This window comes from Corynebacterium massiliense DSM 45435, from assembly GCF_028609805.1.
Taxonomy (GTDB): Bacteria; Actinomycetota; Actinomycetes; order Mycobacteriales; family Mycobacteriaceae; genus Corynebacterium; species Corynebacterium massiliense.
This window is the reverse complement of record NZ_CP063189.1, coordinates 2,121,845-2,144,838: the sequence shown is the minus strand read 5'-3', so window position 1 is coordinate 2,144,838 and position 22,994 is coordinate 2,121,845. Positions and strand designations below refer to the sequence as shown.

General features: G+C 69.0%; 20 protein-coding genes. 11 read left to right on the top strand and 9 right to left on the bottom strand.

Features of this window, described 5'->3' with window-relative positions:
- Complete coding sequence (locus CMASS_RS09850; RefSeq protein WP_022863486.1) at positions 1 to 1,833, bottom strand: alpha/beta-hydrolase family protein; 1,833 nt, start codon at positions 1,831 to 1,833, stop codon at positions 1 to 3.
- Positions 1,834 to 1,937: 104 nt separating this feature from the next.
- Here CMASS_RS09850 and CMASS_RS09845 point away from each other — a divergent pair, with 104 nt between their 5' ends.
- Together CMASS_RS09845 and CMASS_RS09840 are read left to right on the top strand one after the other, a co-directional pair.
- Positions 1,938 to 2,645 carry a glycerophosphodiester phosphodiesterase family protein gene (locus CMASS_RS09845; RefSeq protein WP_022863487.1) on the top strand — a complete coding sequence of 236 codons (708 nt, stop codon included), beginning with the start codon at positions 1,938 to 1,940 and terminating at the stop codon, positions 2,643 to 2,645.
- Between the two features lie 27 nt (positions 2,646 to 2,672).
- Positions 2,673 to 3,590 (top strand): DUF5926 family protein, encoded by a 918-nt coding sequence (locus CMASS_RS09840; RefSeq protein ID WP_022863488.1) that lies wholly within the window; start codon positions 2,673 to 2,675, stop codon positions 3,588 to 3,590.
- An 83-nt stretch (positions 3,591 to 3,673) separates the two neighbouring features.
- On the opposite strand, the gene CMASS_RS09835 is transcribed toward CMASS_RS09840, so the two are convergent.
- From CMASS_RS09835 to CMASS_RS09815, 5 genes are read right to left on the bottom strand one after another with little or no spacing between them, the layout of a single operon-like run.
- The gene (locus CMASS_RS09835; protein WP_084684438.1) at positions 3,674 to 5,182 is read right to left on the bottom strand and encodes an LCP family protein; all 1,509 of its coding nucleotides are present in this window, start codon (positions 5,180 to 5,182) and stop codon (positions 3,674 to 3,676) included.
- A 27-nt stretch (positions 5,183 to 5,209) separates the two neighbouring features.
- Positions 5,210 to 5,914 carry a CPBP family intramembrane glutamic endopeptidase gene (locus CMASS_RS09830; RefSeq protein ID WP_022863490.1) on the bottom strand — a complete coding sequence of 235 codons (705 nt, stop codon included), beginning with the start codon at positions 5,912 to 5,914 and terminating at the stop codon, positions 5,210 to 5,212.
- A complete protein-coding gene (locus CMASS_RS09825) occupies positions 5,911 to 7,035 on the bottom strand; it encodes an amidase (protein WP_022863491.1) in 1,125 nt (374 codons plus the stop codon). Before CMASS_RS09825 ends, CMASS_RS09830 begins: the two co-directional genes overlap by 4 nt.
- Before the next feature lie 13 nt (positions 7,036 to 7,048).
- Complete coding sequence (locus CMASS_RS09820) at positions 7,049 to 7,396, bottom strand: metallopeptidase family protein (protein ID WP_022863492.1); 348 nt, start codon at positions 7,394 to 7,396, stop codon at positions 7,049 to 7,051.
- On the bottom strand, positions 7,383 to 8,468 hold the full coding sequence (locus CMASS_RS09815; protein ID WP_022863493.1) for a septum formation family protein: 1,086 nt from the start codon (positions 8,466 to 8,468) through the stop codon (positions 7,383 to 7,385). Before CMASS_RS09815 ends, CMASS_RS09820 begins: the two co-directional genes overlap by 14 nt.
- 62 nt (positions 8,469 to 8,530) lie before the next feature.
- On the opposite strand from CMASS_RS09815, the gene serS reads away from it, so the two are divergent.
- From serS to glpK, 4 genes are all read left to right on the top strand, one after another.
- Positions 8,531 to 9,787 (top strand): serine--tRNA ligase, encoded by a 1,257-nt coding sequence (serS, locus tag CMASS_RS09810; protein WP_022863494.1) that lies wholly within the window; start codon positions 8,531 to 8,533, stop codon positions 9,785 to 9,787.
- Positions 9,788 to 9,790: 3 nt separating this feature from the next.
- A complete protein-coding gene (locus CMASS_RS09805; RefSeq protein ID WP_022863495.1) occupies positions 9,791 to 10,642 on the top strand; it encodes a lysophospholipid acyltransferase family protein in 852 nt (283 codons plus the stop codon).
- Positions 10,643 to 10,654: 12 nt separating this feature from the next.
- Positions 10,655 to 11,485, top strand: a complete 831-nt coding sequence (locus CMASS_RS09800) for an HAD family hydrolase (RefSeq protein ID WP_022863496.1) — start codon at positions 10,655 to 10,657, stop codon at positions 11,483 to 11,485.
- 158 nt (positions 11,486 to 11,643) lie between these two features.
- Positions 11,644 to 13,269 (top strand): glycerol kinase GlpK, encoded by a 1,626-nt coding sequence (glpK, locus tag CMASS_RS09795; protein ID WP_022863497.1) that lies wholly within the window; start codon positions 11,644 to 11,646, stop codon positions 13,267 to 13,269.
- On the opposite strand, the gene CMASS_RS09790 is transcribed toward glpK, so the two are convergent.
- The gene (locus CMASS_RS09790; RefSeq protein ID WP_022863498.1) at positions 13,163 to 15,307 is read right to left on the bottom strand and encodes a glycosyltransferase; all 2,145 of its coding nucleotides are present in this window, start codon (positions 15,305 to 15,307) and stop codon (positions 13,163 to 13,165) included. The genes glpK and CMASS_RS09790 overlap by 107 nt on opposite strands.
- Positions 15,308 to 16,258 carry a WcbI family polysaccharide biosynthesis putative acetyltransferase gene (locus tag CMASS_RS09785; RefSeq protein WP_022863499.1) on the bottom strand — a complete coding sequence of 317 codons (951 nt, stop codon included), beginning with the start codon at positions 16,256 to 16,258 and terminating at the stop codon, positions 15,308 to 15,310. It abuts the gene before it with no gap.
- Positions 16,259 to 16,352: 94 nt separating this feature from the next.
- Between CMASS_RS09785 and CMASS_RS09780 the strand changes: the two genes are divergently transcribed.
- The 5 genes from CMASS_RS09780 to CMASS_RS09760 are packed head-to-tail and all read left to right on the top strand — an operon-like array spanning position 16,353 to position 20,899.
- Complete coding sequence (locus tag CMASS_RS09780; RefSeq protein WP_022863500.1) at positions 16,353 to 17,291, top strand: glycosyl transferase family 2; 939 nt, start codon at positions 16,353 to 16,355, stop codon at positions 17,289 to 17,291.
- On the top strand, positions 17,292 to 18,329 hold the full coding sequence (locus CMASS_RS09775) for a glycosyltransferase (protein WP_022863501.1): 1,038 nt from the start codon (positions 17,292 to 17,294) through the stop codon (positions 18,327 to 18,329).
- The gene (locus CMASS_RS09770; protein ID WP_022863502.1) at positions 18,329 to 19,327 is read left to right on the top strand and encodes a glycosyltransferase; all 999 of its coding nucleotides are present in this window, start codon (positions 18,329 to 18,331) and stop codon (positions 19,325 to 19,327) included. Before CMASS_RS09775 ends, CMASS_RS09770 begins: the two co-directional genes overlap by 1 nt.
- Positions 19,327 to 20,157: a galactosyltransferase-related protein gene (locus tag CMASS_RS09765; RefSeq protein WP_022863503.1), complete on the top strand. Its 831-nt coding sequence runs from the start codon at positions 19,327 to 19,329 to the stop codon at positions 20,155 to 20,157. The genes CMASS_RS09770 and CMASS_RS09765 overlap by 1 nt, the downstream gene beginning before the upstream one ends.
- On the top strand, positions 20,150 to 20,899 hold the full coding sequence (locus CMASS_RS09760) for a glycosyltransferase family 2 protein (protein ID WP_022863504.1): 750 nt from the start codon (positions 20,150 to 20,152) through the stop codon (positions 20,897 to 20,899). Before CMASS_RS09765 ends, CMASS_RS09760 begins: the two co-directional genes overlap by 8 nt.
- Before the next feature lie 6 nt (positions 20,900 to 20,905).
- Here the strand turns inward: CMASS_RS09760 and CMASS_RS09755 are convergent, their stop codons facing one another.
- Positions 20,906 to 22,975 carry an N-acetylmuramoyl-L-alanine amidase gene (locus CMASS_RS09755; RefSeq protein WP_240482810.1) on the bottom strand — a complete coding sequence of 690 codons (2,070 nt, stop codon included), beginning with the start codon at positions 22,973 to 22,975 and terminating at the stop codon, positions 20,906 to 20,908.
- Positions 22,976 to 22,994 lie beyond the last annotated feature (19 nt).

Sequence of the window (22,994 nt, the reverse complement as noted above, 5' to 3'; positions counted from 1 at the left end):
CTAAATCTTCCGCCCGCCGCGGCGGCTCCACGGCACGGCGAGCCCTTCTGCAGGGCAGATGGACCGCGTCATCGCGTGCGCGAGCTCCGGGGACATGTCGCGCACCGCCTGCGAGCCCAAGACCTCCGCCCAGTAGGTGAACATCTCGGTGAAGTAATTGTGCCCGTGGCCGCCGGGCACGTCCTGGGTGTTGATTTGGTCGAGGCCGATCTGCCAGAAGCTGATGAACGGCACCCAGTACAGGCTGGTCAGCGTGTCGTTGTGGAGCGCTTTTGGCGTGGGCTCGTGGACCCAGTCGGGGCGGCGATACAAAAGGTGCGAATCCCACCACACGATCGCGTCCGACGGGTGCTGTGCGATGACCACGCGCGGGCGCTCCCACTTATGCGCGAAGTCGCGGCCGAACGCGTCGTGGCGGACGTGATCGGGGTGGGAGGCGAAACGTAGGTGGCGGCCGCCATCGACAATAGGCACGCGCTCCAGGGACCCCGGATCGCGGCGCAGCCTTTTGGTAAACGTGGACATGCGCGGCGGCCCAGAAAGCACCGCGCCGTCACAGGCGGCTAGCAGATCGTCGACGTCGTCGAAGTTGTCCAGGATGGCGTACGCCCCCAAGGACTCGCCGGCGAGGTAGAGCTGCGGGCGTTCATCGGCAGGCATGGCATCGAGGCGCTCCCGCACCGCGCGGATGAGCTCCGCGGCCGCCTCGACGGGCGACTGCGGGTCCACCACGTACGCAAACACCGACTGCAGGTAGGAATACTGCAGCGTCACCGTGGCGCAGTCGCCGCCGGTGAGAAACTCGTAGCTGGCCACGCTGTACTCGTTGAGCCAGCCCGTCCCGGACGGCATCTGAATGACCACGGCGCGCCGGGAGAAGGCGTCGGTGCGGTCCATTTCCGCCAGCACCTGCTCGGCGGCCTCACGGTAGGTCTCGTAGGCCAAGAAACCCGCGTAGAGACGGATGGGCTCGCGGGCCTCATCCAGCCCCATGACCTTCTTGATCTCCGCCGCCCGCGGCCCGCGCGAGAGGTAGTCGCGGCCCTTCGCGCCCACCGTGTCCCAGTCCTCGTGAGAGTCTGGGCTGCCGGAACGCTCCGGCTCGTGTGGCTGCGGCGAGCCGGGCACGAACGCGCGGTTGAGCTTTTCCGCCTTCGCCGAGGTGGTGTGGATGATGCGGCGCAGCAGGACCTTATCGGAAAGCAGCACGCCTGTCCCAGCGATGGCGGCAGACGCCAGCGGCCAGGCCAAAAGCGGCGGCATCCAGCGACGCAAGCGCTCGGAGAGTTGATCCACGCTCGCCTGCAGGCCCTCGCCCACGAGCAGCAGCACGCCGTAGCCGACCACGCCCAGGCCGGTTGCGGCGACGGCCTGGCGCGGGCCACGGTCGTGACTTTTGCCCACCAGCTCGGCCTGGGTGCGCTGATTCGAAATGGAGCGCACCGTCGCCGCGACCGTGATCGCGCCCAGCACGAAGTGCGCGCGGCGCCGGTTCCGGGCGGTCAAGTGGCCGGGCAGCTGCCGGTCCACGTTCGCGGCGACCTCCCGGGTCAAAAACGCCGCCGTGCTCCCGACCAGGTGGCCGAAACCCTGGCCGATGGCCACGTTCGCGGCCGTCACCCACCACGGGCGGGGCAAAAGCGACGGGGAGACCGCCGCCCACGTGGCCACCTCCGCGCCCAAAAGGCCGGCCGACATATTGCGCGGGAGGCGGCGCCGCCCGGTCATCCGGACGACCGGGGTGACATCGCTCAGCACCTCCAGCCCGAATTTCGCTGCGTGAAGGGCGCCGGAAGCCGCCCGCAGTGCCGCGCGCCGGGGTAAATGAGCCATAGGCCACATCTTTGCAGAACGAGCCGTTGCACGCAGGCCCCCGCAGGCGCACAATAAGCACACGGTTGGTACACCGCACGCAGAGGAAAGGGGCGCCCGTCGCCGTGGACATCATCGCGCACCGCGGATACTCGGGGAAGTATCCGGAAAACTCAGCGCTGGCTTTTGAAAAGGCCCTCGCGCTCCCCATCGAAGGCGTCGAGTGCGACGTGCGGCTCACCCGCGACGGGAAGGTCGTGGTCAACCACGATGCGCGCATCGACCGCACCTCGAACGCGTCGGGCAAGCTGTCCCGGATGGACTGGGACGAGGTCCGCCAGGCCGACATCGGCGGCGGGCAGCGCATGCTGCTTCTCGATGAACTCCTTGAGATGGTCCGCGGCACCGGCAAGCACCTCTACATTGAGCTCAAACACCTCCTTTTCCACGACGGCGGCGTCCTAGAAGAGCAGGTCAAACTCCGCCTGCGCTACGCCGGAATGCTCGATGACCCGCACATCCACGTCATCTCCTTCCACCACACCGCCATCCGCAAGATGGAGCGCATCGCGCCGCAGATCGACCGCTACTACCTGCGCCGCGACTGGGAGCGGATGGTCAACAAGGCCGACGTGATGTTTTCCAACCCGACGGGCCTGGGCATGTCAGTGCTGCGGGCGAAGCTGCAGACCTCCGCCATCGGCTCGCGCAACCGGCCGACCTACCTGTGGACCGTCGACGACGAAGACGACGTGAAGTGGGCGTTCGTCAACGGCGTGGACGTGCTGGCCACGAACCAGCCGGAGGTCGCCCTGCGTGCGGTGAACTTTTAAGCACCGGGCGCCGCTACATTAGTGGGCATGGCTAAAAAGAACTGGAAGAAAAAGCAAGACCTGCCCAAGGGCATGAGCCGCCGCCAGGCCAAGCTCGCCGCCCGCGCCGCCGAGCGTGCCGCGCTGGAAAAGGACGCCCGCCCCTACCAGGGGGTCGCCGCCGAAGCCCAGCTCGTGGCCCTGCAGGAATTTGTGCCGTCCGCGGTGGCGAAGCTGCCGACCAAGGGGATTGACCGCGACGTCTACGTCGCCACCGTCCTGCCGGGCGCGTCCGCGGCGTTCATCCGCGATAACGGCGACGCGTTTGTGGGCCTGCAGGTCCAGCAGCACACCCACAACCCGGGCCGCGACTTGGCGTACGCGCTCAACTGGGTGAAGGACCACCAGCCGGGCGACACGTTGGAGTCCACCGCGGCCGACGGCTCCCAGCCGGAGCTTTCCGAGCTTGTCGATGCCGACCAGCCCCTCGACATCACCGTCCACCAGGACTTCGGTTGGTGGACCCCGGAAGGCGGTGCCGCCGACCCGCAGGTCGCGCAGGCCATCCAGGCCGCGAACAACACCGTGATGGAAACCCGCCCGGCCGGGGGCGAGGATCTGACCGGCGCGGCCTTCTGGTCCGAGGGCCACGGCGACAAGGCCTACATCCGCTGGGTGCGCCCGGCCGATGACGAGAACGCCTTCCTCAACGCCATCGCGCGCCTGGCCGCCCGCGGGGACATGAACGTCGGCGAGGACACCAAATTCGCCGGCGTCTTCCGCACTCACGGGCTCATCGCCCCAGTCTTCGACCTGCGCCCGGACGTCGCCCACGATTCCTATGCCGCCGAGCTCGCGCGTGTCGATGCCGCGCTTGCCGATGAGCTCACCAACGACGCGCAGCTCAACGCCGACGAGCGCAAACAGCTGCAGAACCTGAAGTCCCGCCAGGTCACGCTGCGGTAGCGGGATAAGCCCGCTACCGCAGCGGGAGGTCGGACAAGCCCGCCACCGCAACGGGAGGTGGAACGAGCCCGCTACCGCAGCGGTTACTTCATCGAATCGAACAGCTGCTGGGACGCCTCGTCGTCCCACAGCACGACACTGCCAACCTCGGTGTCCATGAACCCGCCGAGCGGGACCGTCTTGGTCTCCACGCCGCCGGCCATCGCCAAGGCCACGTGCGCCAGGTGCCAGACGTGATCGCCCTTGTTGACCGTGAAGTAACCGGTCGTCTTATCCACCAGGGAAATCATCCGCACCGGGTTGAGGATGGTCGCCGGCGAGGTGATCTTGTGCAGCAGCGCGGAGAAGAAATCGCGCTGACGCTGCACGCGGTCCAAGTCACCCTGGGCCGTCGCGCGGGTGCGCACGTAGCCCAGCGAGGTCGGGCCGTCGAAGTTTTGGCACCCCGGCTGCAGGGAGATGCCCGCAAGTGGATCGTCAATCGGCTCCTCGGGGCACATGTCCACGCCGCCGACCGAGTCGACCAAATTGGCCAGACCGCCCATGCCGATCTCGGCGTAGTGGTCCATGTGCAGGCCGGTGGATCCCTCGATCGTCTCGGCGAGGAGCTCTGGCCCGCCGTAGGTGAATGCGGCGTTGATCTTGTCCTCGCCGAAGCCGGGCACGTTGACGTAGCTATCGCGCGGGATGGACACCAGCTGCGCCTTCCCGGAACGCGGGATGTGCAGCACCATGATGGTGTCGGTGCGGCCGACGCCGACATCGCCGCCGGTACCCAGGCGCTCGATGTCTTCATCAGAGAGCCCCTCACGGGAATCGCTACCCACCAAAAGCCAGTTCGTGCCCGCGCCGGACTCGCCGCCCGGCGGTAGCGCTTCCGTGCGGGTCAGGCGCGAATCGGCCCACAGGCCGAGCACCAGCGTGCAGACCAGCACGATAGCCACGAGCCAGCCGAAGCAGCCGAAGATCCGCTTGAGCGGGTTCACCGGCTTGCGGCGGCTATGCGCCTTGCGCTGGCGTGCGGGATCCGGGTTGGCCTCCTCCCAGTAGCTGCGCGCCAGGCGAGGTTGCTGCGATGGCTGAGCCTGCGGCTGCACCTGCTGTGGCTGGGATTGCCGCGGCTGGGATTGCTGCAGTGGGGTGAACTCCTGCCGCGGGCGACGAGTAGAAGTGTCGCGCGGTGGGGTGTCACGCGGTGGAGTGTCACGGGGCGGCAGCGCCCGCGTCTCGTTGGACTGCGGCGCGGCCGCCGGGCGGGCCGACGATACCGGCCGCGACTGGCCCAGGCGACGCGCCTGCCGCGAGCGCCCTTCCGCGGGGCGGGGGCGCTGCTGGCGATCACGGGCGGGCTCACGCATCGGCTCACGCTTTGGGCGCGCCACCCGGCGCTCGGCGCCCTGGCCTGCGCGCGGGGGTTGCACGCGAGAGGCGTCGGGGCGCCGCCCCGCGTCCGCGCGACGACCGGAGGGCCGGCGGCGGACCGGCCGCCCATACCTGTCACGCAGGGGTTTTCCGTCGGCGCCAAGGACAAAGCCGCCGTCGTCGCCCGCCCTGCGGACTTCGCGGCGGGGGTCGCGTCCGGAATAAGTCATGCGCTACAGCCTACAGTCCCCGGGGTGTTAGAAAACGAGGGCGTAGCCAAGGAACGCCACGGCATCGATGACAAAGTGCGCCGCCACAAGCGGCCAGATCCGCCCGGTGCGGTGGTAGAAGTAGCCGAAGATAAGGCCCATCGCCACGTTGCCGAACCCGGCCGACACGCCCTGGTACAAGTGGTAACTCCCGCGCAACACTGCGCTGGCACACAGCGCCCCCACGGGCGATACCCCGAGTTGCTGCAGGCGCGTCAGCAAGTAGCGCACCACCACGAGCTCTTCCGCCCACGCCGTCACCGCGGCGGCGACCAGCAGAACCGGGACCTGCCAGAAGGCATCGTCGAACTGCGCGGGCACGACCTCCTTCGACCACCCGAAGTGCACCGCGGCGACATACAGCGCCAAGCCCGGAAGCCCAATGAGCGCGGCCAGGCCCACGCCCCACAGCCCGTCGCCGCGCCGCCAGCGCGGCACCCGCCCCAACAGGTAGAGCGCCAGTGCCCCGTACGCCACCAGCGTCGCGCTGGATACCAGCTGTAGCGCGATGTCCAGCAGCGGGTTATCGGCCGCCTGCTGGTGCAGGGTGACCGACTGCTCACTCAGACGCGCCGGGGCCATCAGCGCTCGGATGAGCTCCAGCACTGACCGCAGGCCCCGCGCCCCGAACGTCAGGGTGATAACGATGGCGACCTCTACCGCGAGCCGCTTCTTTTCTGCCGCCGCGGTCACCGGTGCACCACCTGGGCGAGGCCTAGCAGCTGGGCATCGGCAAGCGAAATGCCCGCCAGCTGCACGCCGACCGGTTCCGTGCGGCCGCGCACCGGCCACGGAATGCACGCCGCCGGTAGCCGGCCGACGTTGCACAGCGAACCCCACGGCGTCCACTCGGTTTGCTGAGCAAACGAGGTCGGTGGATCCGGGCGCGTGAACGTGCCTTTCGGCGGCGGATCGAAAGCGAGCATGGGCGTGACGATGGCGTCGACTCCCCACGCCGCCGCCAGCCGCGCCGGGAGCGTGTCGGCGTGCGTGTGGGCGGCCGCGAGCTCCGCCGCGCTGATCCCGCGGCCCATATCGCGGATGAAGTCGCTGTACGCAGAGCCGTCGTCGATATCTTTTAGACGCGAAGAAAATAGGGCGGTAAAGGCGGCGAAGGTGTCCGCGGCCTGCGGGTACGGCGCCACGTCCACGACGGTGTAGCCGGCGCGGCCGAGCGCGGCGGCCACCTCCCGGGCAGCAGTGACCATGTGGTCGGCCACCCGCACTGGGGCAAACAGCGGATCTGTCACCAGCCCGATCCGCGCCCGCGGCCGGGTGGGGGAGAGGTCGTGGAGGAAGGCGGAGTCCGCGAGCGACCGGGTGATAAACCCCTCGACGGACAGGTCGGCGCCCGCCGGCTTGAACGCCACGACCCCGCAGGCCGCGGCCGGCACGCGGAGCGAACCGCCGCCGTCGGAGCCGTGCGCCGCCCGCACCAGACCGCGCGCGACCTGCACCGCTGCCCCGCCCGAGGAACCGCCCGGCGTGCACCCCGGCCACAGCGGGTTATCCGGGTGCGGCAGCCCCACCGGTTCCGTGTCCACCCGCAGACCCAGCTCCGGGGCGGCGGACTTGCCGATGAACCGCGCACCCTCCGCCTCCAGCGCGGCGATGAACTCGTCGCTGCGATCCGGGGTGTACGTGCGGTGCACCGAGCCCATCGAGGTGGGCATGCCGGCGACGTCGTGAAGATCCTTGGCGGACAGCACCCAGCCAGACAGGCGGCCCGTGGGGTTCTGGCTCGGCGTCGGCTCGGAAAGTAGATAGGTAAAGGCGTGCTCTTCGGGCGCACGCGTGGCGATGTCAAGCAGCAACGTCGACCTCCACTTAGCCCCAGCCGAGGCGGTGCAGCTGTTCTTCGGGCATGCCAAAGTAGTGGCCGAGCTCGTGGAACAAGGTGACCTCGACTTCTGCCGCGAGCTGCTCTTCGCTGTCGCACCAGTCCTCCAGTGCGCCGCGGTAGATCGTGATGGCGTCCGGCAGGTAACCGGTGTGGTCGAACGTGCGGCGGGTCAGCGAGACGCCCTCGTAGAGGCCGAGGAGCCCCGGGTCGTCCGGGTGGTAGTCCTCGACCAACACGACCACGTTGCGCATCCGGCGGGCGAACTCGTCCGGGATTTTGTCCAGGGCGTCGTTCACCATCTCCTCAAAGCGCTCTTCGCTAACTTTGTACATCCGGTTGGCCTGCGCCCTGCTGACCTGCGTTCTGCTGGTTCGTGCCCTGCTGGTCGGCGTTCTGCTGCTGCGTGTTTTGTCCAGCGGCGGGGGACTGGTTGGCCTCGTTCGGCTTCGGGTCCTCGCCGTCGATGGTGACGTGATCCTTTGCGCTGCCGTTGAGCTCCGCGAAACCGTCACCGCCGGTGCGCGCGTGCATGAGCGAGCAGTTCACTGAGTGGGTGCCGCCATTCCACGAGGTTTCTGCCACCGTGCCCCAGTAGGGCTGCAGCGTGGTCTGCGCGAGCTGATCCTTGCCGCCGGCGAAGTTCTCGGCCTCTTCGGTACACCGCTCGGCCAAGAACTTGTCTTGGTCCTCGATGCTCGGGTAGTCGTCGCCGAACTTCTCGGTCAGGTCGATGACGGCGGTGGTCTCCAGCTGGTGCGGCTGGTCACACGGGACATCGTGAAGCACCTGCTTGTCGTCGATGGCGCGGCAGGTCCCCGGCTGGGCGATGTTCGCCTGGTCCTGGGTGGCCACCTTGCCCTTGGTGGGCAGCGGGGTGCCGTCCTCACCGGTGGTCTGCAGGCCGCACAGCATGGTGCGATCACCTTTCTCCCACGCGTCCGCGGGCGGGAGGATGGGGGCGACGGAGAAACGGCCGTTCGGGTCGTAGCGGCCGTTGAGGTAGTTCGTCGTCGCGCCCTTGCACAGCTCCTCGCGCAGCTGCGCCTGGCGCTCAACGTCCGGGCGCGGGGCATCGGGGCCGAACTCCGCGGTGGGGTAGGTGGCTAAATCGGTGCGGGAGGAGACCTCGAAGCGGTGTTCGTCGTCGCAGGATGCCTGCTGGAAATTGGAGACCTTGCCGTCCTTGGTGTCCCACATCAGGCACGAGCCGGTGTCGGCCGTGGTGAAAGACTCGGGCGGGGCGGCGTGCGTGGCGGATGTGGACTGCTGCGTCCCCTCCGCTTCATTTTCCGGCTCGTCCGCGCTGAAGTGCTCGTAAGATCCGGTAAAAACCGCCGCGGCAAGAGCCCCGACGAGCATGGACCGGACACCGGTCGCCGACCGCCACGTGTTCTTGTCACCCATAGGACAGACAATACTACCGAGAACCGGATGCGCTCGGGCAGTGCCGGGGTAAGATTGACCGCGTGATTGATCTGAAGCTACTCCGAGAAAACCCTGACGTTGTCCGCGCCTCACAGGTCAACCGTGGCGAAGATCCCGCCCTGGTCGATGCCCTGTTGGAAGCCGACGAGAAGCGCCGCTCTGCCGTCCAGACTGCCGATGAACTGCGCAGCGAGCAGAAGGCGTTTGGTAAGAAGATCGGCCAGGCTTCCCCGGAGGAGCGCCCGCAGCTGCTCGAGGGCTCCAACGAGCTCAAGGCCAAGGTCAAGGAGGCCGAGGCCGCGCAGCGCGAGGCCGAGGAACGCGTCGGCGAGCTGCAGTTCAAGATCTCCAACGTCGTGGAGGGTGCCCCGGCCGGCGGCGAGGACGACTTCGTCGAGCTGGAGTACCACGGCGAGAAGACTGAGTTCGACTTCGAGCCGAAGGACCACCTGGACCTGGGTGAATCGCTGGGGCTTATCGATGTCAAGCGTGGCACCAAGGTCGGCGGCGCCCGCTTCTACTACCTCACCGGCGACGGCGCCTTCCTGCAGCTGGGCATGATGATGCTGGCGGCGCAGAAGGCCCGCGAGGCTGGGTTCCAGCTGATGGTCCCGCCGGTGCTGGTCCGCCCGGAGATCATGGCGGGCACCGGCTTTTTGGGCGAGCACTCCGATGAGATCTACTACCTCGAGCGCGATGACCAGTACCTGGTCGGCACCTCCGAGGTGGCGCTGGCCGGCTACCACAAGGACGAGATCATCGACCTGGCTGACGGCCCGCTGCGCTACGCCGGCTGGTCCTCCTGTTTCCGCCGCGAGGCCGGTTCCTACGGCAAGGACACCCGCGGCATTCTGCGCGTGCACCAGTTCGACAAGCTGGAGATGTTCGTCTTCTGCCGCCCCGAGGAGGCGGAGGAGCAGCACCAGGCGCTTTTGGACATAGAACGTTCCATGCTGTCCGCCATCGAGGTGCCCTACCGCGTCATCGACATCGCCGGCGGCGACCTGGGCCAGTCCGCGGCCCGCAAGTTCGACACGGAGGCGTGGATCCCCACGCAGAACACCTACCGTGAGCTCACCTCCACCTCGAACTGCACCACCTTCCAGGCGCGCCGTCTGTCCACCCGCTACCGCGACGAGAACGGCAAGACCCAGATCGCCGCGACCCTGAACGGCACCCTGGCTACCACCCGCTGGCTCGTCGCCATCCTGGAAAACCACCAGCGCGCCGACGGCAGCGTCGTCGTGCCGGAGGCCCTGCGCCCGTTCGTGGGCAAGGACGTCCTGGAGCCGCGCTAGCCCATGGCCGACTGGGACATTCGCGACGGGATCTTTCGGGTCCCGAAAGATCTCGCGCGCGTGCCGCGCCACCCCGAGACGGCAGAGAAGCTCTTCCAGGGCGTAAACGCGGCCATCAAGCGCGTGCTGCGCCTGCAGGGCATCACCATCACCGTCGAAGGCGCCGAGCACATCCCGGCCACCGGCGGCGCGTTGGTGGCCATGAACCACACCGGCTACTACGACTTCGCATTCATGCAGGTCCCGCCCCACATCCGGGGCAAGCGGTTGGTGCGTTTCATGGCCAAGCGCGAGGTCTTCGACATCCCCGTCGTCGGGCGGGTCATGCGAATGATGGACCACGTCAGCGTGGACCGTTCCGCCGGTGCCGCCTCCGTGGGCGAGGCCGTGCGCGAGCTGGAGCGCGGGCGCATCGTGGGCATCTTCCCCGAGGCGACCATTTCCCGCTCGTTTGAGCTGAAGAGTTTCAAAAACGGCGCGGTGCGCATCGCCCGCCAGGCCGGGGTGCCGCTGGTGCCGATGGTCTGCTGGGGTTCCCAACGCATCTGGACCAAGGGCGGCGACAAGCACCTCGGTCGGATCAAGACTCCAGTGTGGATTCGCGTGGGCGAGCCGCTGGAGCTTACCGGTGAGGTGGACCGAGACATCGCCACGCTGCGGGAGACGATGCAGGCCATGATTGACGATGTCCGCGCCGCCTACGCACGCGAGTACGGCCCGTTTGAAAAGCACGCGGACTGGCTGCCCGCGGCCCTGGGCGGCGCGGCGCCGACGCTGGCGGAGGCCGACGCCATGGACGCCGCCGACAAGGCGGAAAAGCAGCGGGCGAAGCAGCAACAGACAAAGAAAAAGTAGGTGGAACCAGCTATGGCCGACGCGCCACGGTTCATCTTCAGCGACATCGACGGCACGTTCATCGATCCGGACGCGCGCGTTACACCCCGCACCCAAGAGGTGGTGGCCCGTGCGCTGCGCTCCGGGGCGCACTTCGCGCTGGCGACGGGGCGGCCGCACCGCTGGCTCGCCCCCGTGCTCGAGCAGCTGTCCGTGCGCCCGCTGTGCGTGACCGCCAACGGAGCGATCCTCTACGACTCGGAGTCTGACCACGTCGTCGCCTCCCACCAGCTGCAGCCGGAGACCATGGCGCGGATCGTGGGCAACGTCATGGAAGTCATGGCCCGCTACGGCGGGGTGTCGCTCGCCGCGGAGCGCGCCGGCGTTTCGTCCGGCGCCGATGCCCTCGAGACCCTGTTCGCCGTGGATCCGACCTACTCCCCGGACCCGGTGGCCAACGGTTTCGGCGTCGCGGATCCGACGGACCTGGTCGCGGCGCCGGCGGTCAAACTCCTGCTGCGCAACCCTGGGTTTTCCTCGGCGGAGCTCTACGAACTCATCGCCCCGCACGTGGATCCGGAGGATGCCCACGTCACCTACTCCATGGACGATGGCCTCTTGGAGCTCGCCGCCCCCGGGGTGACCAAGGCCGCCGGCGTGGCCGAGCTCGCCCGCCGCTTCGGCGTCGCACAGGAGGACACCATCGCGTTCGGTGACATGCCCAACGACATCGAGATGCTGCGCTGGGCCGGCACTGGGGTGGCGATGGGCAATGCGGCGGACATCGTCAAGCGCAGCGCCGACCGGGTTACCGCAACGAACCGGCAGGACGGGCTGGCCCAGGTGTTGGAGGAGTGGTTCTAGCGGCCGCGCGAGCGTGACCGCGGGGCGCAGACCCCGCGGCTGCGTGAAAACGGGATTTTTCGCCCCGAAAACTCGAAAATCCGGCCGAAAATGGCCAGGAACGCGCGATTTCGTCGGCGCGTGGCGCCGCGGCGGAGCGGGTGTGCGAGACTCGTGGGGTGACTTATATCGCCGCCATCGACCAGGGCACCACATCCACGCGGTGCGTCATTGTCGACGAGTCCGGGACCACAAAAGCCTCCGCTCAGATCGAGCATAAGCAGCGCCTGCCGCGCCAGGGCTGGGTCGAGCACAACCCGATGGAGATCTGGCACAACACCCGCCGGGCCGCCTCGGCGGCGATGGTGGACCTAGACGCCGACCCGGGCGACATCAAAGCGCTGGGGATCACCAACCAGCGCGAGACCGCCGTGGTGTGGGACAAAGAGACCGGGCGGCCGATCTACAACGCGATCGTTTGGCAGGACACCCGCACCTCCGGTGTGCACGAGCCGGCGAACAGGTGGCAGGACAAGACCGGGCTGTTGGCCAACTCCTACCCGGCCGGGCCGAAGATCGCGTGGATTCTCGACCACGTCGACGGCGCCCGCGAGCGGGCAGAGCGCGGCGAACTGCTCGCCGGGACCATCGACACCTGGCTGCTGTGGAACCTCACCGGCGGCGCGCGGGGCGATGACGGCCGCCCCGCCCTGCACCTGACCGACGTCACGAACGCCTCGCGCACCCTGCTCATGGACCTCGACACTCTGGACTGGGACGACGAGCTGTGCGAGAAGGTCGGCGTGCCGCGGAAAATCCTGCCGGAGATCCGCCCGTCCATCGGCGACTTCGGCCGGGTGCGCTCCCGCGGCACGCTCGCGCGCGTGCCTATCGTCGGGGTGCTGGGCGACCAGCAGGCAGCGCTCTTCGGCCAGGCCGGCTTTCACGAGGGCGCGGCGAAAAACACCTACGGCACCGGCCTTTTCATGCTGGTCAACACAGGCAAAGAGAAGAAGGGTTCGCAGCACGGGCTGCTCATCACGATCGCCTATCAGCGCGCCGGGGAAGAGCCCGTCTTCGCGCTGGAGGGATCCGTCGCGGTGGGTGGCTCGCTCATCCAGTGGCTGCGCGACCAGATGGGCATCATCCCCAGTGCCGCGGCGAGCGAGGACGTAGCCGCCGACGACAACGGCGGGGTCTACATCGTGCCGGCCTTCTCGGGGCTTTTCGCCCCGCGGTGGCGGCCGGATGCACGCGGGGTCATCGTCGGGCTCACCCGTTTCGCCGATCGCAGCCACATCACCCGCGCCGCTTTGGAGGCGACGTGCTTCCAGACCCGCGAGGTGGTCGAGGCCATCGAAAGCGACGCGGACACCCAGATCACCTCGCTGCGGGTCGACGGCGGCATGGTGGAAAACAACCTGCTGATGCAGCTGCAGGCGGACATCCTGGGCGTGGAGGTGTTGCGCCCGCAGGACATTGAGACCACCGTGCTGGGCGCGGCGTTCGCGGCCGGCCTCGGCAGCGGGGTGTGGGAGTCCATGGACGATCTCGCAGCGCTTGTCGATGTCGACCGCACCTGGAGCCCCGACATGTCCGCCGCCGAGCGCAACCGGTTATACGCGGAGTGGAATCGCGCCGTGGAGCGCTCCTTCGATTGGGCCGGTGCAGAGCACGAAAATGCGGAGCACGAGGGCGCTACCAGCCAGCGAAGTAACGCTCCAGACGGATCGGATGGCGCAGAATCTCCCCGTCGACGTAAAGCCCTGGGCCGGAGGAAGTGGCTGCGCCGCTGGTTTTCCTAACCTCCCCGACCACGCGGCCGGTGGCATCCCGCAGGGGCCCGGGCGCGAGATCGTCCCAGGCAAGTGGCTCGCTGGGGGCGAAGGCCTCGGTGAGGACGACCTGCCACCGCGCGCCGTCGCGGTGATCGGGGTGCACCCGCGGGTCAGCGGAGAAGAGATCGGCGGATTCACCGGCATCCGCGATGACGTGGAGGTTGCCGGACCCGGCATTTAACCACGAGATGATGAGCGCCTCCCGCACGCCGGAATGGAAGAGTCCGGGGGTTTCTTCTACCCCGCGGAGGTCTGTCTCCTCCGGGAGACAGACCTCCACGTCTGCGGTGCGGAAGATAACCCCGTCCGGGCGGGCCGAGGGGTGCGCGACGCGGTGGGCGAGAGCGACCGACTCGGCGTTCTTTTCCGCGACGTCGATGCCGGTGCGCTCTTCCCAATCGGGCTCGCGATGATCGGCGATGGCGCCCGGGGCGTGGACCAGCCGGGCGCCGTGCAGCTGAGCACGGTAGGCGAATTCCCAGTCCTCGCCGCCGTAGCCGACCATGGAGGCATCGAAAAGCACCTGCTCAAAAAGCTCCCGCGAGCAGGTCAGCACCGCGGAGATGACGAAGCGGTAGGCGGAGTCGTCCGCGGCGGTGAGGTTGTCGGTGCGGCGGTAGGCGTCCGCGAGCCACTGCGCCTGCGCGCCGTCGTGGTAGCGGGCACCAACGACGAGGGCGTGCGCGTCCGCCAGCACCGGGGCGATGGCGTGGCGCACGTACTCCGGCCGGGGGACGGTATCGCCGTCGAGGAAGCAGAAGATGTCCCCGTCTGCGTGGGCGGCGCCCAGGTTGCGCGCGGCGGCGGCACGGAAGCCCTGGTCCTCCTGTGCGACGACGGTCAGCGGCAGCCGCGTGGTGGGGGAGGGCAGGGTCGCAGAGCCGTCGTCGGCGACCACGACCTCGAGGTGCCCCGGGTAATCCTGCGCCTCCAGGCCGGCGATGACCTCCGCCAGCTGTGCGGGCGCGTTGTAGTGCGGGATGATCGCCGAAACCCGCGGCCACAGCCCCTTTTCCCAGGCGCGGCGCCAGGCGGCGGCGACGTCGGACCAGGCCCAGCGCGGCGCGGGCTGTGGGGTGGAAAACTCGGGGTCGGCGGCCGCGCGGCGGAGCGCCTGCGGCCACTCGTCGTCGCCCACCAAGGTGATAAGGCCGGGGAACTCGCGGTCCATTTCGCGCGCGTAGGCCGAGTCCGCGACGAGTACTCGGCGCCCGGCGGCTAGCCAGCGCATCAGTGAGCCCGATGCGGAGAAATGGTGGTGCGCGCACACCGGCACCGCGACTTGGGCCATGCGGCGCCACATGTCCGAGTCACTCAAAAACCCGGTGAGCTCAAACTCGATACCGCGGCGGGCGGCTTCCTCTTGCAGCTCGTCGGCCATGTACTCGTGCCCGGCCGAGCACTTGCCTAGCGCAACGACGGTGCCCGCGCCGCGCTCCAGCGACTCGATGACTCGCTGGTGGCCCTTGCCGGGGTAGACGAACCCGATGAGCCCGAAGGTGTTCGGCGCGGGGGAGAGGCCGGCCGTCACATCCGGCGCCGGGTGGGGCAACGGCAGCCGGATGACCCGGACGTCGATGTTCTCCGAGTCAGTGTCGTCGGCCGCGAAGAACGCCGCCTCGTGCTCGGAGTTGACCACGGCAACGTGGGCGCGCCGGGCGAGCCGGCGGTAGGCGCCGGCGCGGCGGGCGAAACGGTCGGCGCCCTCCTCCGGCTGGGGGATGTCGTGGAAGGAGACGGACAGCGGCCGCTCACCCGCCAGCCGCAGCACGGTGTCGACCGCCTCGTTGGGGCTGGAGCCGAAGAGGTGGTCGGTGAACGTGACGTGCAGCGCGGTGGCGGCGGCGAGCGTCGACCCCGATCCCGACCCCGGTGCCGCGTCGAGCTCGGCCACGGACTCGGCGGTGACGCAGGGGGCGCTGGCGCCGAGGGCATCGTAAAGCGCGCGGGCGTATTCGGTGACCCCGTGTTCGGCGGGTCCGACGATGACGTGGGTGAGCTCCATCTACTCCACCCCCAGCACGCGGAGGCGGTCGGCGTGGCGCTGGAGCCCGGCGGGGACCACGTCCGGGTACTCGCGGTAGAACTCCAGCTGGGCGGCGGCGATGTCCCGGTCAATCGGCGCGCCGTCGCGCAGCCACTCGGCGGTGGGCTCCAGCCGCCCGGCCTGATCCAGCGCGTCCGCCACCCCGAGCGCCTCCGCGGCGGGGCGGTAGACCGGCGAGTCCAGACCGCGCAACAGCTCCCGGTCCGGCAGCGCCACCTGGCCCAGCCCGCACTCATCGGCAACCAACTGGCCCAAGTGCCGCAGCGAGTCGTTGTCCGGGTGGTTGATGGTGTGCCACCGTGGCGCGGACTCCAAGTACGGCGAAAAACGCACCGCCCCGTGCGCGTTTTCACGCCGGGCCATCTGCTCGACGGACATCGCCGCAAGCTGGCGCAACGTCGCGGCCGACGGCTCCGGCACCTCCTTGCCGGCGGCCCGGGCCAACACCCGCAAGTCGTGGTACGGCACCACCGGCGGGTTGAGCGACGGATCGAACGGCGGGCGGATGATGGCGTCGAAGGGGTGCAGCCCGTCGAAGCGAAGGACGGGGACGATAACCCGCTGGGCGTCCTCCCGTACGAGCTCCCAGGTTTTCTCCCCGCCTATTGGCAGGCCGCGGTAGCCGGCGTGGATGGGCTGAGTGATCACGATGTCCGCGGCGCCCAGCGCACGGGCCGCGTACGGCATGTCTTCGCCCGTCCACTCGTGGACCGGCGGGATGCGCAGCGATTCCACCCCGGTCGCAGACAACACGATGCGCAGGCTCTCGGCCTGACAGTTGCCGATGACGACGACCACTGGGGCATCGGCAAGCGGGCGGTGGCCGGGGAAGTAGAAGTCGGCGTAGTGCCGGTGCCGGCCGCTCGCCGCGGCGAATTCGGACGGGGGTAGATTCTGCGCGCTGTTCACCTGGCCATATTAACGAAAACGGCGGGGTGCGACCCGGGGGCCTACAATCGGGGCCCGCCCCGCCCCCGCTATCCCTGGACTAGGAGGAACGCCCGTGCCCATCCGCGTCGTCGAAGTCCCCGCCGCGCACCCGTACACGCGGGCGGTCACCGACGCGGGGTGGACGGACGTGCGCGTCCTCGCAGACCCCGTGGAGGATCCGGCCAAGTGGTGGCCGCACCCGGCGGTCGAGGCGGACTGGTGGGCCGCGCAGGCAGACCCGGCCGAGGTCTGCCACATCCACTTCGGCTTCGAGCACCGCACCCCGCAGCAGATGCGCGAACTGACAGAAACGTTAAATGAGCTGAGGGTAAAGCTCGTGGTGACCGTCCACGATCTGGACAACCCACACCTGGAGGACCAAACAGACCACCACGCGCGGCTGCAGATCCTGCTCGACCACGCCGCGGCGACCATCACCCTCACTGACGCCGCCGCGCGGCGCATCGCCCGCGACTTCGGCGCCCGGGCCGTGGTCCTGCCGCACCCGCCCATCGTCCCGCCCGCCCAGTGGCAGGCGTCCACGGGCGCCGGGGCCTGCGTGTTTATCAAGTCCATCCGCTCCAACACGGTGCAGGACCCGGACTTCTACCGCGGAATGAAGGTCTACGCCCACGCCGATGTGGCGGACCACCCGCTGGTCCAGGCCCTCGACGATGTCACCCTGCATGCCCCGCTTGACGATGCCGCCCTCTACCGCACCCTGTCCCAGCACCGCGCGTGCGTCCTGCCGTATACCCGCGGGACCCATTCCGGCTGGCTGGAGATGTGTCGCGACTTGGGCCTCAACGTCGTGGTCCCAGACTGCGGCTGCTACGCCGACCAGGCCGACCAGGCCGGGGTCGTGTTCGAGTACCCGACGGGGAAGAACCCGGCCGCGGCGGTAGAGCGCGCGCTCGCCGCCCCGACTCAGGCGCGCGTCGAGTCATGGACGCGGGTGACCGATGAGGTCCGCGCGGCGCACCACCGCATCTACCGCGAGGTGGTTGCCTAAGTGAAGATCGCTGTCATCGCACCCTCGCGTTTCCCCATTGCCGAGCCCTATGCCGGCGGGCTTGAGGCTTTCTGTGCCATGCTCACCCGCGGCCTGCGCCGCCGCGGCCACCACGTGGATCTCTACGCCACCCGCGGATCGGCCGGGCACGTGCGCGAGTGGGAGTTTCCCGGCGTGGACTGGACCGGCTACGAGGACCAGGAGACCGACCACACGTACCCGCCGGGCCAGCGGGAGCTCGAGGACGCCGCGTTCGCCCGGCTGCGCGAGCACCTTCTGGACTGCGATTACGACGTGGTGCACAACAACAGCCTGCACCCTGGCCTGTTTCCCACGGCGGCCGATCCGCGGCGCTTGCCGATGCTCACCACCTTCCACTGCCCCGGCTTCGTGGAGGTGCAGTCCGCGCTCGACGCGGGGCCGTACACGGCCGTCTCCGACATCACGGCGCGGTCGTGGGATCTGCCCACGCCGGCGCGGATCATCCCCAACGGCGTGGACACCGAGCGCTTCCGCCCCGGCCCGGGCGGAAAGGGTGCTATCTGGTTCGGCCGGCTGACCCGGGATAAGGCCCCGCACTTAGGCATCGACGCCGCCCGGCGGGTCGGGCTGCCTCTCACGCTTATTGGGCGGGTGGGCGACGCCGCCTACTACCGCGCGGAGATCGCGCCGCGCTTGGGCGGCGACATCACCCACCGTGAGCACGTGCCGCAGGAAGAGTTGGCGGAAGAGATAGGACAACACGACGTCGCGCTGGTCACTCCGGTGTGGGAGGAGCCGTTCGGCATGGTGACCATTGAGGCGATGGCCTGCGGCACCCCGGTGGCGGCGACCCCGCGGGGCGCGCTGCCGGGGCTGGTGGGCCCCGCGCCGAGCGCCGTCGCGGCGGACTGCACGCCGGAGGCGCTGGCAGCGGCGGTGCGCGAAGCGCTCTCCTTCCCGCGCGCCGAGGTCGCGGACTATGCCCGCGCACACCACAGCATCGACGCGATGCTCGCCGCCTACGAAGAGGAATACCGGAAGGTGGCGAGCCGCTAATGCGCATCGGTTTCTACACCCATCACCACGGCAGCGGGCACCTGCGCCGCGCGCTGACCATTGCTGAAGAGCTCGCCAGCCGCGGGCACGCCACGTCCATCGCCTCCTCCCGCGCAAGTGCCGGAGTGGACGTCGCACTCCCGTTGGACAACGAGCCGGGGCCGGGGGATACCGGTTTCCCGGATCCGGACGCGCACAGCGCCTTCCACTGGGCGCCCGCCCACAACCCGGGGCTGAGCGCCCGCATGGCGCGGCTGGCGCAGTGGGTGACGGAGTTTCGCCCCGACGTCGTCCACGTCGATGTCTCCGTCGAGGTCGCCGTGTTTCTGCGCCTGCTCGGCGTGCCGGTCACGGTGCAGGCGATGCCGGGCGTGCGTGACGATGCCCCGCACCAGCTCGCCTACCGCCTCGCCGCCGGCATCATCGCCGCGTGGCCTGACTGGGTCCCGCTCAACGCGGGCCTTGCGCCCCACGCCGATCGCGTTCACCGCGTCGGCGGCATCTCGCGGTTTCCGTCCACAGGGCGGGAAACGAATGCGGCCTTCCGCGAGGCGGGCACGCGGCACATTGTCGTGCTGCGCGGCGCCGGTGGCCACGCGCACGGCGATCAGTTTTGGGAAGAGACAGCCGCGCAGGTGCCCGACACCGCCTGGCGGATTTTGGGCGGTAAGGACACCGTCGCCGATCCGTCGCCGCTTTTGCGCGCGGCGGACCTGGTCATCTCCGCGGCGGGCCAGAACTCGGTGGCGGACATCGCCGCGTGTGGCGCGCCGGCCATCGTCACGGCGGAGGAGCGCCCCTTCGGCGAGCAGGAGGCCACCGCGCGGGTGCTCCGGGAGGCGGGGCTGACAGCCCCCGCCCCCGCACACGACGCCGGCTGGCCGGAGGCCGTCGCCCGCGCGCTGGCCCGGCCCAAAGACCGGGCGGACTGGGAGAAATGGCAGACCCGTGGCGCGGCCAGCCGCGCCGCCGACGCACTGGAAAGGGCAGGCACGTAATGGGGAAGACGGCACGGCACACAACCATCGTCACGCTGGGCGATGCCGGACGCACCGAGCACCTGGTCAACCAGCAGGAGTTCGTGCAGCGTTACTGCCCAGGCGTGCGCCACATCCTAGTCGCGCTCGCGGATCACGCCGAGCTGTCCCGCGCCCTGCCGGACGTGGAGGTTGTGGCCGGCGACGCCGCACACGCGCGTTCGCTGGCCGCGGCCCGCAACCAGGCCGGCGACCTGGCGGCCCGTGACGCCGATACAGACGATGCCATCATCTTCCTCGACGCCGATTGCCTGCCCGGCCCGGGGATGGCCGACGCCTACCGCGCGGCGCTGGATCGTTTCCCAGACGCCGTCGTCTCCGGACCGGTGACGTACCTGGAAAAGGGTGGGGTGTGCGCGGACATCGCCAAGCGCCGCAACCCCCACCCGCTGCGGCCGGATCCGGAGAAAACCCATCTGGCCACGGACGATGAGTACAAATTTTTCTGGTCTTTGTCGTTCGCGGTGCGTGTCGAAACCTGGCGGCGCATCCGCTCGCTGCTAGGGGGCTTCGATCAGGGGTATACAGGGTACGGAGGCGAGGACACCGACTTCGCGTTCGGGTTGCGCAGCCACTCCGTGGCGTTTGCGTGGGCCGCGCGTGCCGATGCCTACCACCAGTGGCACCCGGTGTCCTCCCCGCCGGTGGAGCATCTCCGCGACATCGCCGCCAACGCCACCCGGTTCCACTCCCGCTGGGGAGTGTGGCCGATGGACGGTTGGCTCAAAGAATTTGCCCGACGGGGTCTCATCCGCTGGCATGACGACAGGATTGAGGTGACAGATGATTAAGCACTGCGTGGCGGTCATCCCCGCGCACAACGAGGAGCAGTCGATCACGACGTGCGCCGCGGCGGTTATCGATGCCGCTTGCGCGACGCACGTGCCCGTCGACATCGTGGTCGCCCTCGACGCGTGCACCGACGCGACCGCCGACGTCATCCGTCGCTTTGGGCCGCGCGTGCGCGGCGTAGAGATGGACTACCGCAACGTTGGCTACACCCGCCGCGCCGGGGTAGCGGCGGCGCTGGCCGGGGTGCCGGCGCATGTCGATGCGTCCGAGACCTGGATCTTGAGTACCGACGCCGATTCGATCGTGCCGCCGGACTGGATCACGCGGCAGCTGGATCTGGCCGCGCGCGGCGCGGACGCGGTGGTGGGAACCGTCGAGCCGAACTGGCAGGACGCGGTCCGGCCGGCGGAGATTCACCGGCTCTACGAGCGGCGCTACAACGCCGTGGCCGGCCACGAGCATGTCCACGGTGCGAACTTGGGCGTGCGGGCCAGCGCGTACCTCGCGGCGGGCGGCTTTGACACGCTCGCGTGTTCGGAGGACGTCGCGCTGGTGGAGGCGCTGCGTGCCACCGGTTTCTGCGTACAGGCCGTCGCGGACATCCCGGTGCTCACCTCGACCCGCGTCTCGCACCGCGCCCCGGGCGGGTTTTCTACCTACCTGACCAAGCTGGAGGCGCTCACGGGCGAGGTCGCCGGTGTGACGCCAGCGGCCCCGGACGTCGCCGGGGCCGCGCACTAGCAGGCGCTAGTTGGTGAAGACGTCGACCTGCTTCGTCTTCGCGTTGTAGTTGATGTAGCCGCCCTGGAAGTCGACGCGGATGTCCTTGCCCACGCTGTACTGGTCGGTGATGGGCAGGCCCAGGGATGCGGCGTTCTCGCCGTCGGCCCAGGCCTTCGCAATCTCGCCAACCAGCGCGTGCGCGCCGGTGTCTTCGGAGGACATGACCACGCCGTTGTCGAAGAGCTGGTAGGCGATCTTCTGATTATCGGCGGTGATCATGTCCGGGCCGCCCTGGGCGACGCCGAGCAGCGGGCCGAAGGCGTTGAGGATGTCACCCCACTGGCTCTGCAGCTCCTGGTCGCCGGTGACGCGCAGGACCTTGCCGATGACATCGGCAATCTGCGTCGCCGTCATCCCGCCGGCAATCTCCTGGTCCTTCTCCGGTGCCTGCAGCACCCCGGCGGCGAGCGCCAGCGTGCCCACGGCGGAGGCCAGCTTTAAGAAGGCCTCCTTCTGCTTCGGGGTGAACTGGGAGCTTAAACCGTTGGCATTCAGCGACTTGCTGATGTTGCTGCTCGGCCCACCCGACTGCTGGGACGCGTTCGACTGCTCGTCCACACTCGGCGCAGGCTTCGGCTGCGGCGCCGGATTGTTCGAATGCGACGGAGTGGTGGATGGAGTGGTCGACGGGTTAGTCGACGGAGAGGTGCTTGGGCGGGCAGAGGTGCCGCCGGAACGGACCTGGTCGTACTTCTGCTTGGTCAGCTTCCGGATGGTCGGCCACTGCGCGACGGTGTAGTCGCTCGGGCAGGTGGTGTAGTGGAAGTCGCGGTGGCCCTGGAACGCCGGGACCGTGGCGACGCTGCCCGCCGGGTATTTCGAGCCGTTGAAGCCCTGGGACGTAAGCGAGACCTGGCCGGTCGGATCGAAGCCGGAGATCGCCGCCTTCCAGCCGGCGATGTTGGCCACGGACTGCAGCTGCTCCTGGGTCGGCTGGGCGGTCTGGTAGTTGCCCATCATCGAAATGCCCCAGGTGTTCTGGTTGAAGCCGCCGACGTGGGCGCCCTGGACGGCCTTGTCCAGCCCGCCGTAGCGGCCCTCGTAGATGGTGCCGTACTTATCTACCAGCGCGTTGTATCCGATGTCGCACCAGCCCAGGTTCTGCGCGTGGTACGCGTAGATTCCGCGCACGACGGCAGCCGCCTCCGCCTTGGAGTAGTTGTTGCTACCCGCGGTGTGGTGCAGGGTCAGCGCCTTGACGCCGTCGTCGTAGTCCGGATCCATGCAGCGGATGCCTTCGTCGGCGCCCCAGCCGGCGCGGCTGACTACGGGCGGCATGCCATCGGCAACCGTCTCCGCGGCCGGCTCGATGCCGGACTGGGTCTTGCCGTCGATGAACACGGCCTCGAGATCGGAGGCGCTGATCGAATCGGAGTCAGCGCCGGTGTCGCCGTCCTTCGCCGTGTCTTGGATGTCGGCCACCGGCTTGATGTCGCCGTAGTTGGACGGCAGGGGACCCGCGCCTTGGTTGTCCCCATCGTCCTTCTTGTCCGCCTTGGGTTCCTCCGATTTTTGCGCGGAATCGCCCTGCTCAGCGGGTTCTGGCTGCGCATCCTTATCCGACTCGGCAGACTCCGGCGCGGACTTCGGCTGCGTCTCGCCGCCCTGCTCGGCGACCTCTTCTTCGGACGGGGTGCCCAGATCCACGTTGCCCACGGAGACCTGAACGTCGTGGGTCTCGCCCACCCAGATCGGATCGGTGCCGTTGGTGCCGTCCGTGGTGACGTCAGTCGGCTCGGCGCTGAACCACTCGCTCCACGTGCCGTCTTCCTGCTTCGCGCGCACGAAGACCGCGACGTCCTTGTGGCCCTGCCAGGTCACGCCGAAGGTGCTGAATGGCTCGTCCTGGTGGAACTGCTTGACGGCGCGGGGGCCGTCGCCGGCGCCCTGGGAGGCGATGGCCGGGTCATCGACGACGACGGTTTCACCGTCGCCGAAGCTGGCGGTGTTCGTCGTCGCCTGGATGGGGCCACCCTCCGACTGGGTGCGCAGGATGTGGTTGCCGCCGAAGGTTGCAGCCGCGACGAGAGCCACGGAGGTCAAAACAGCCGTG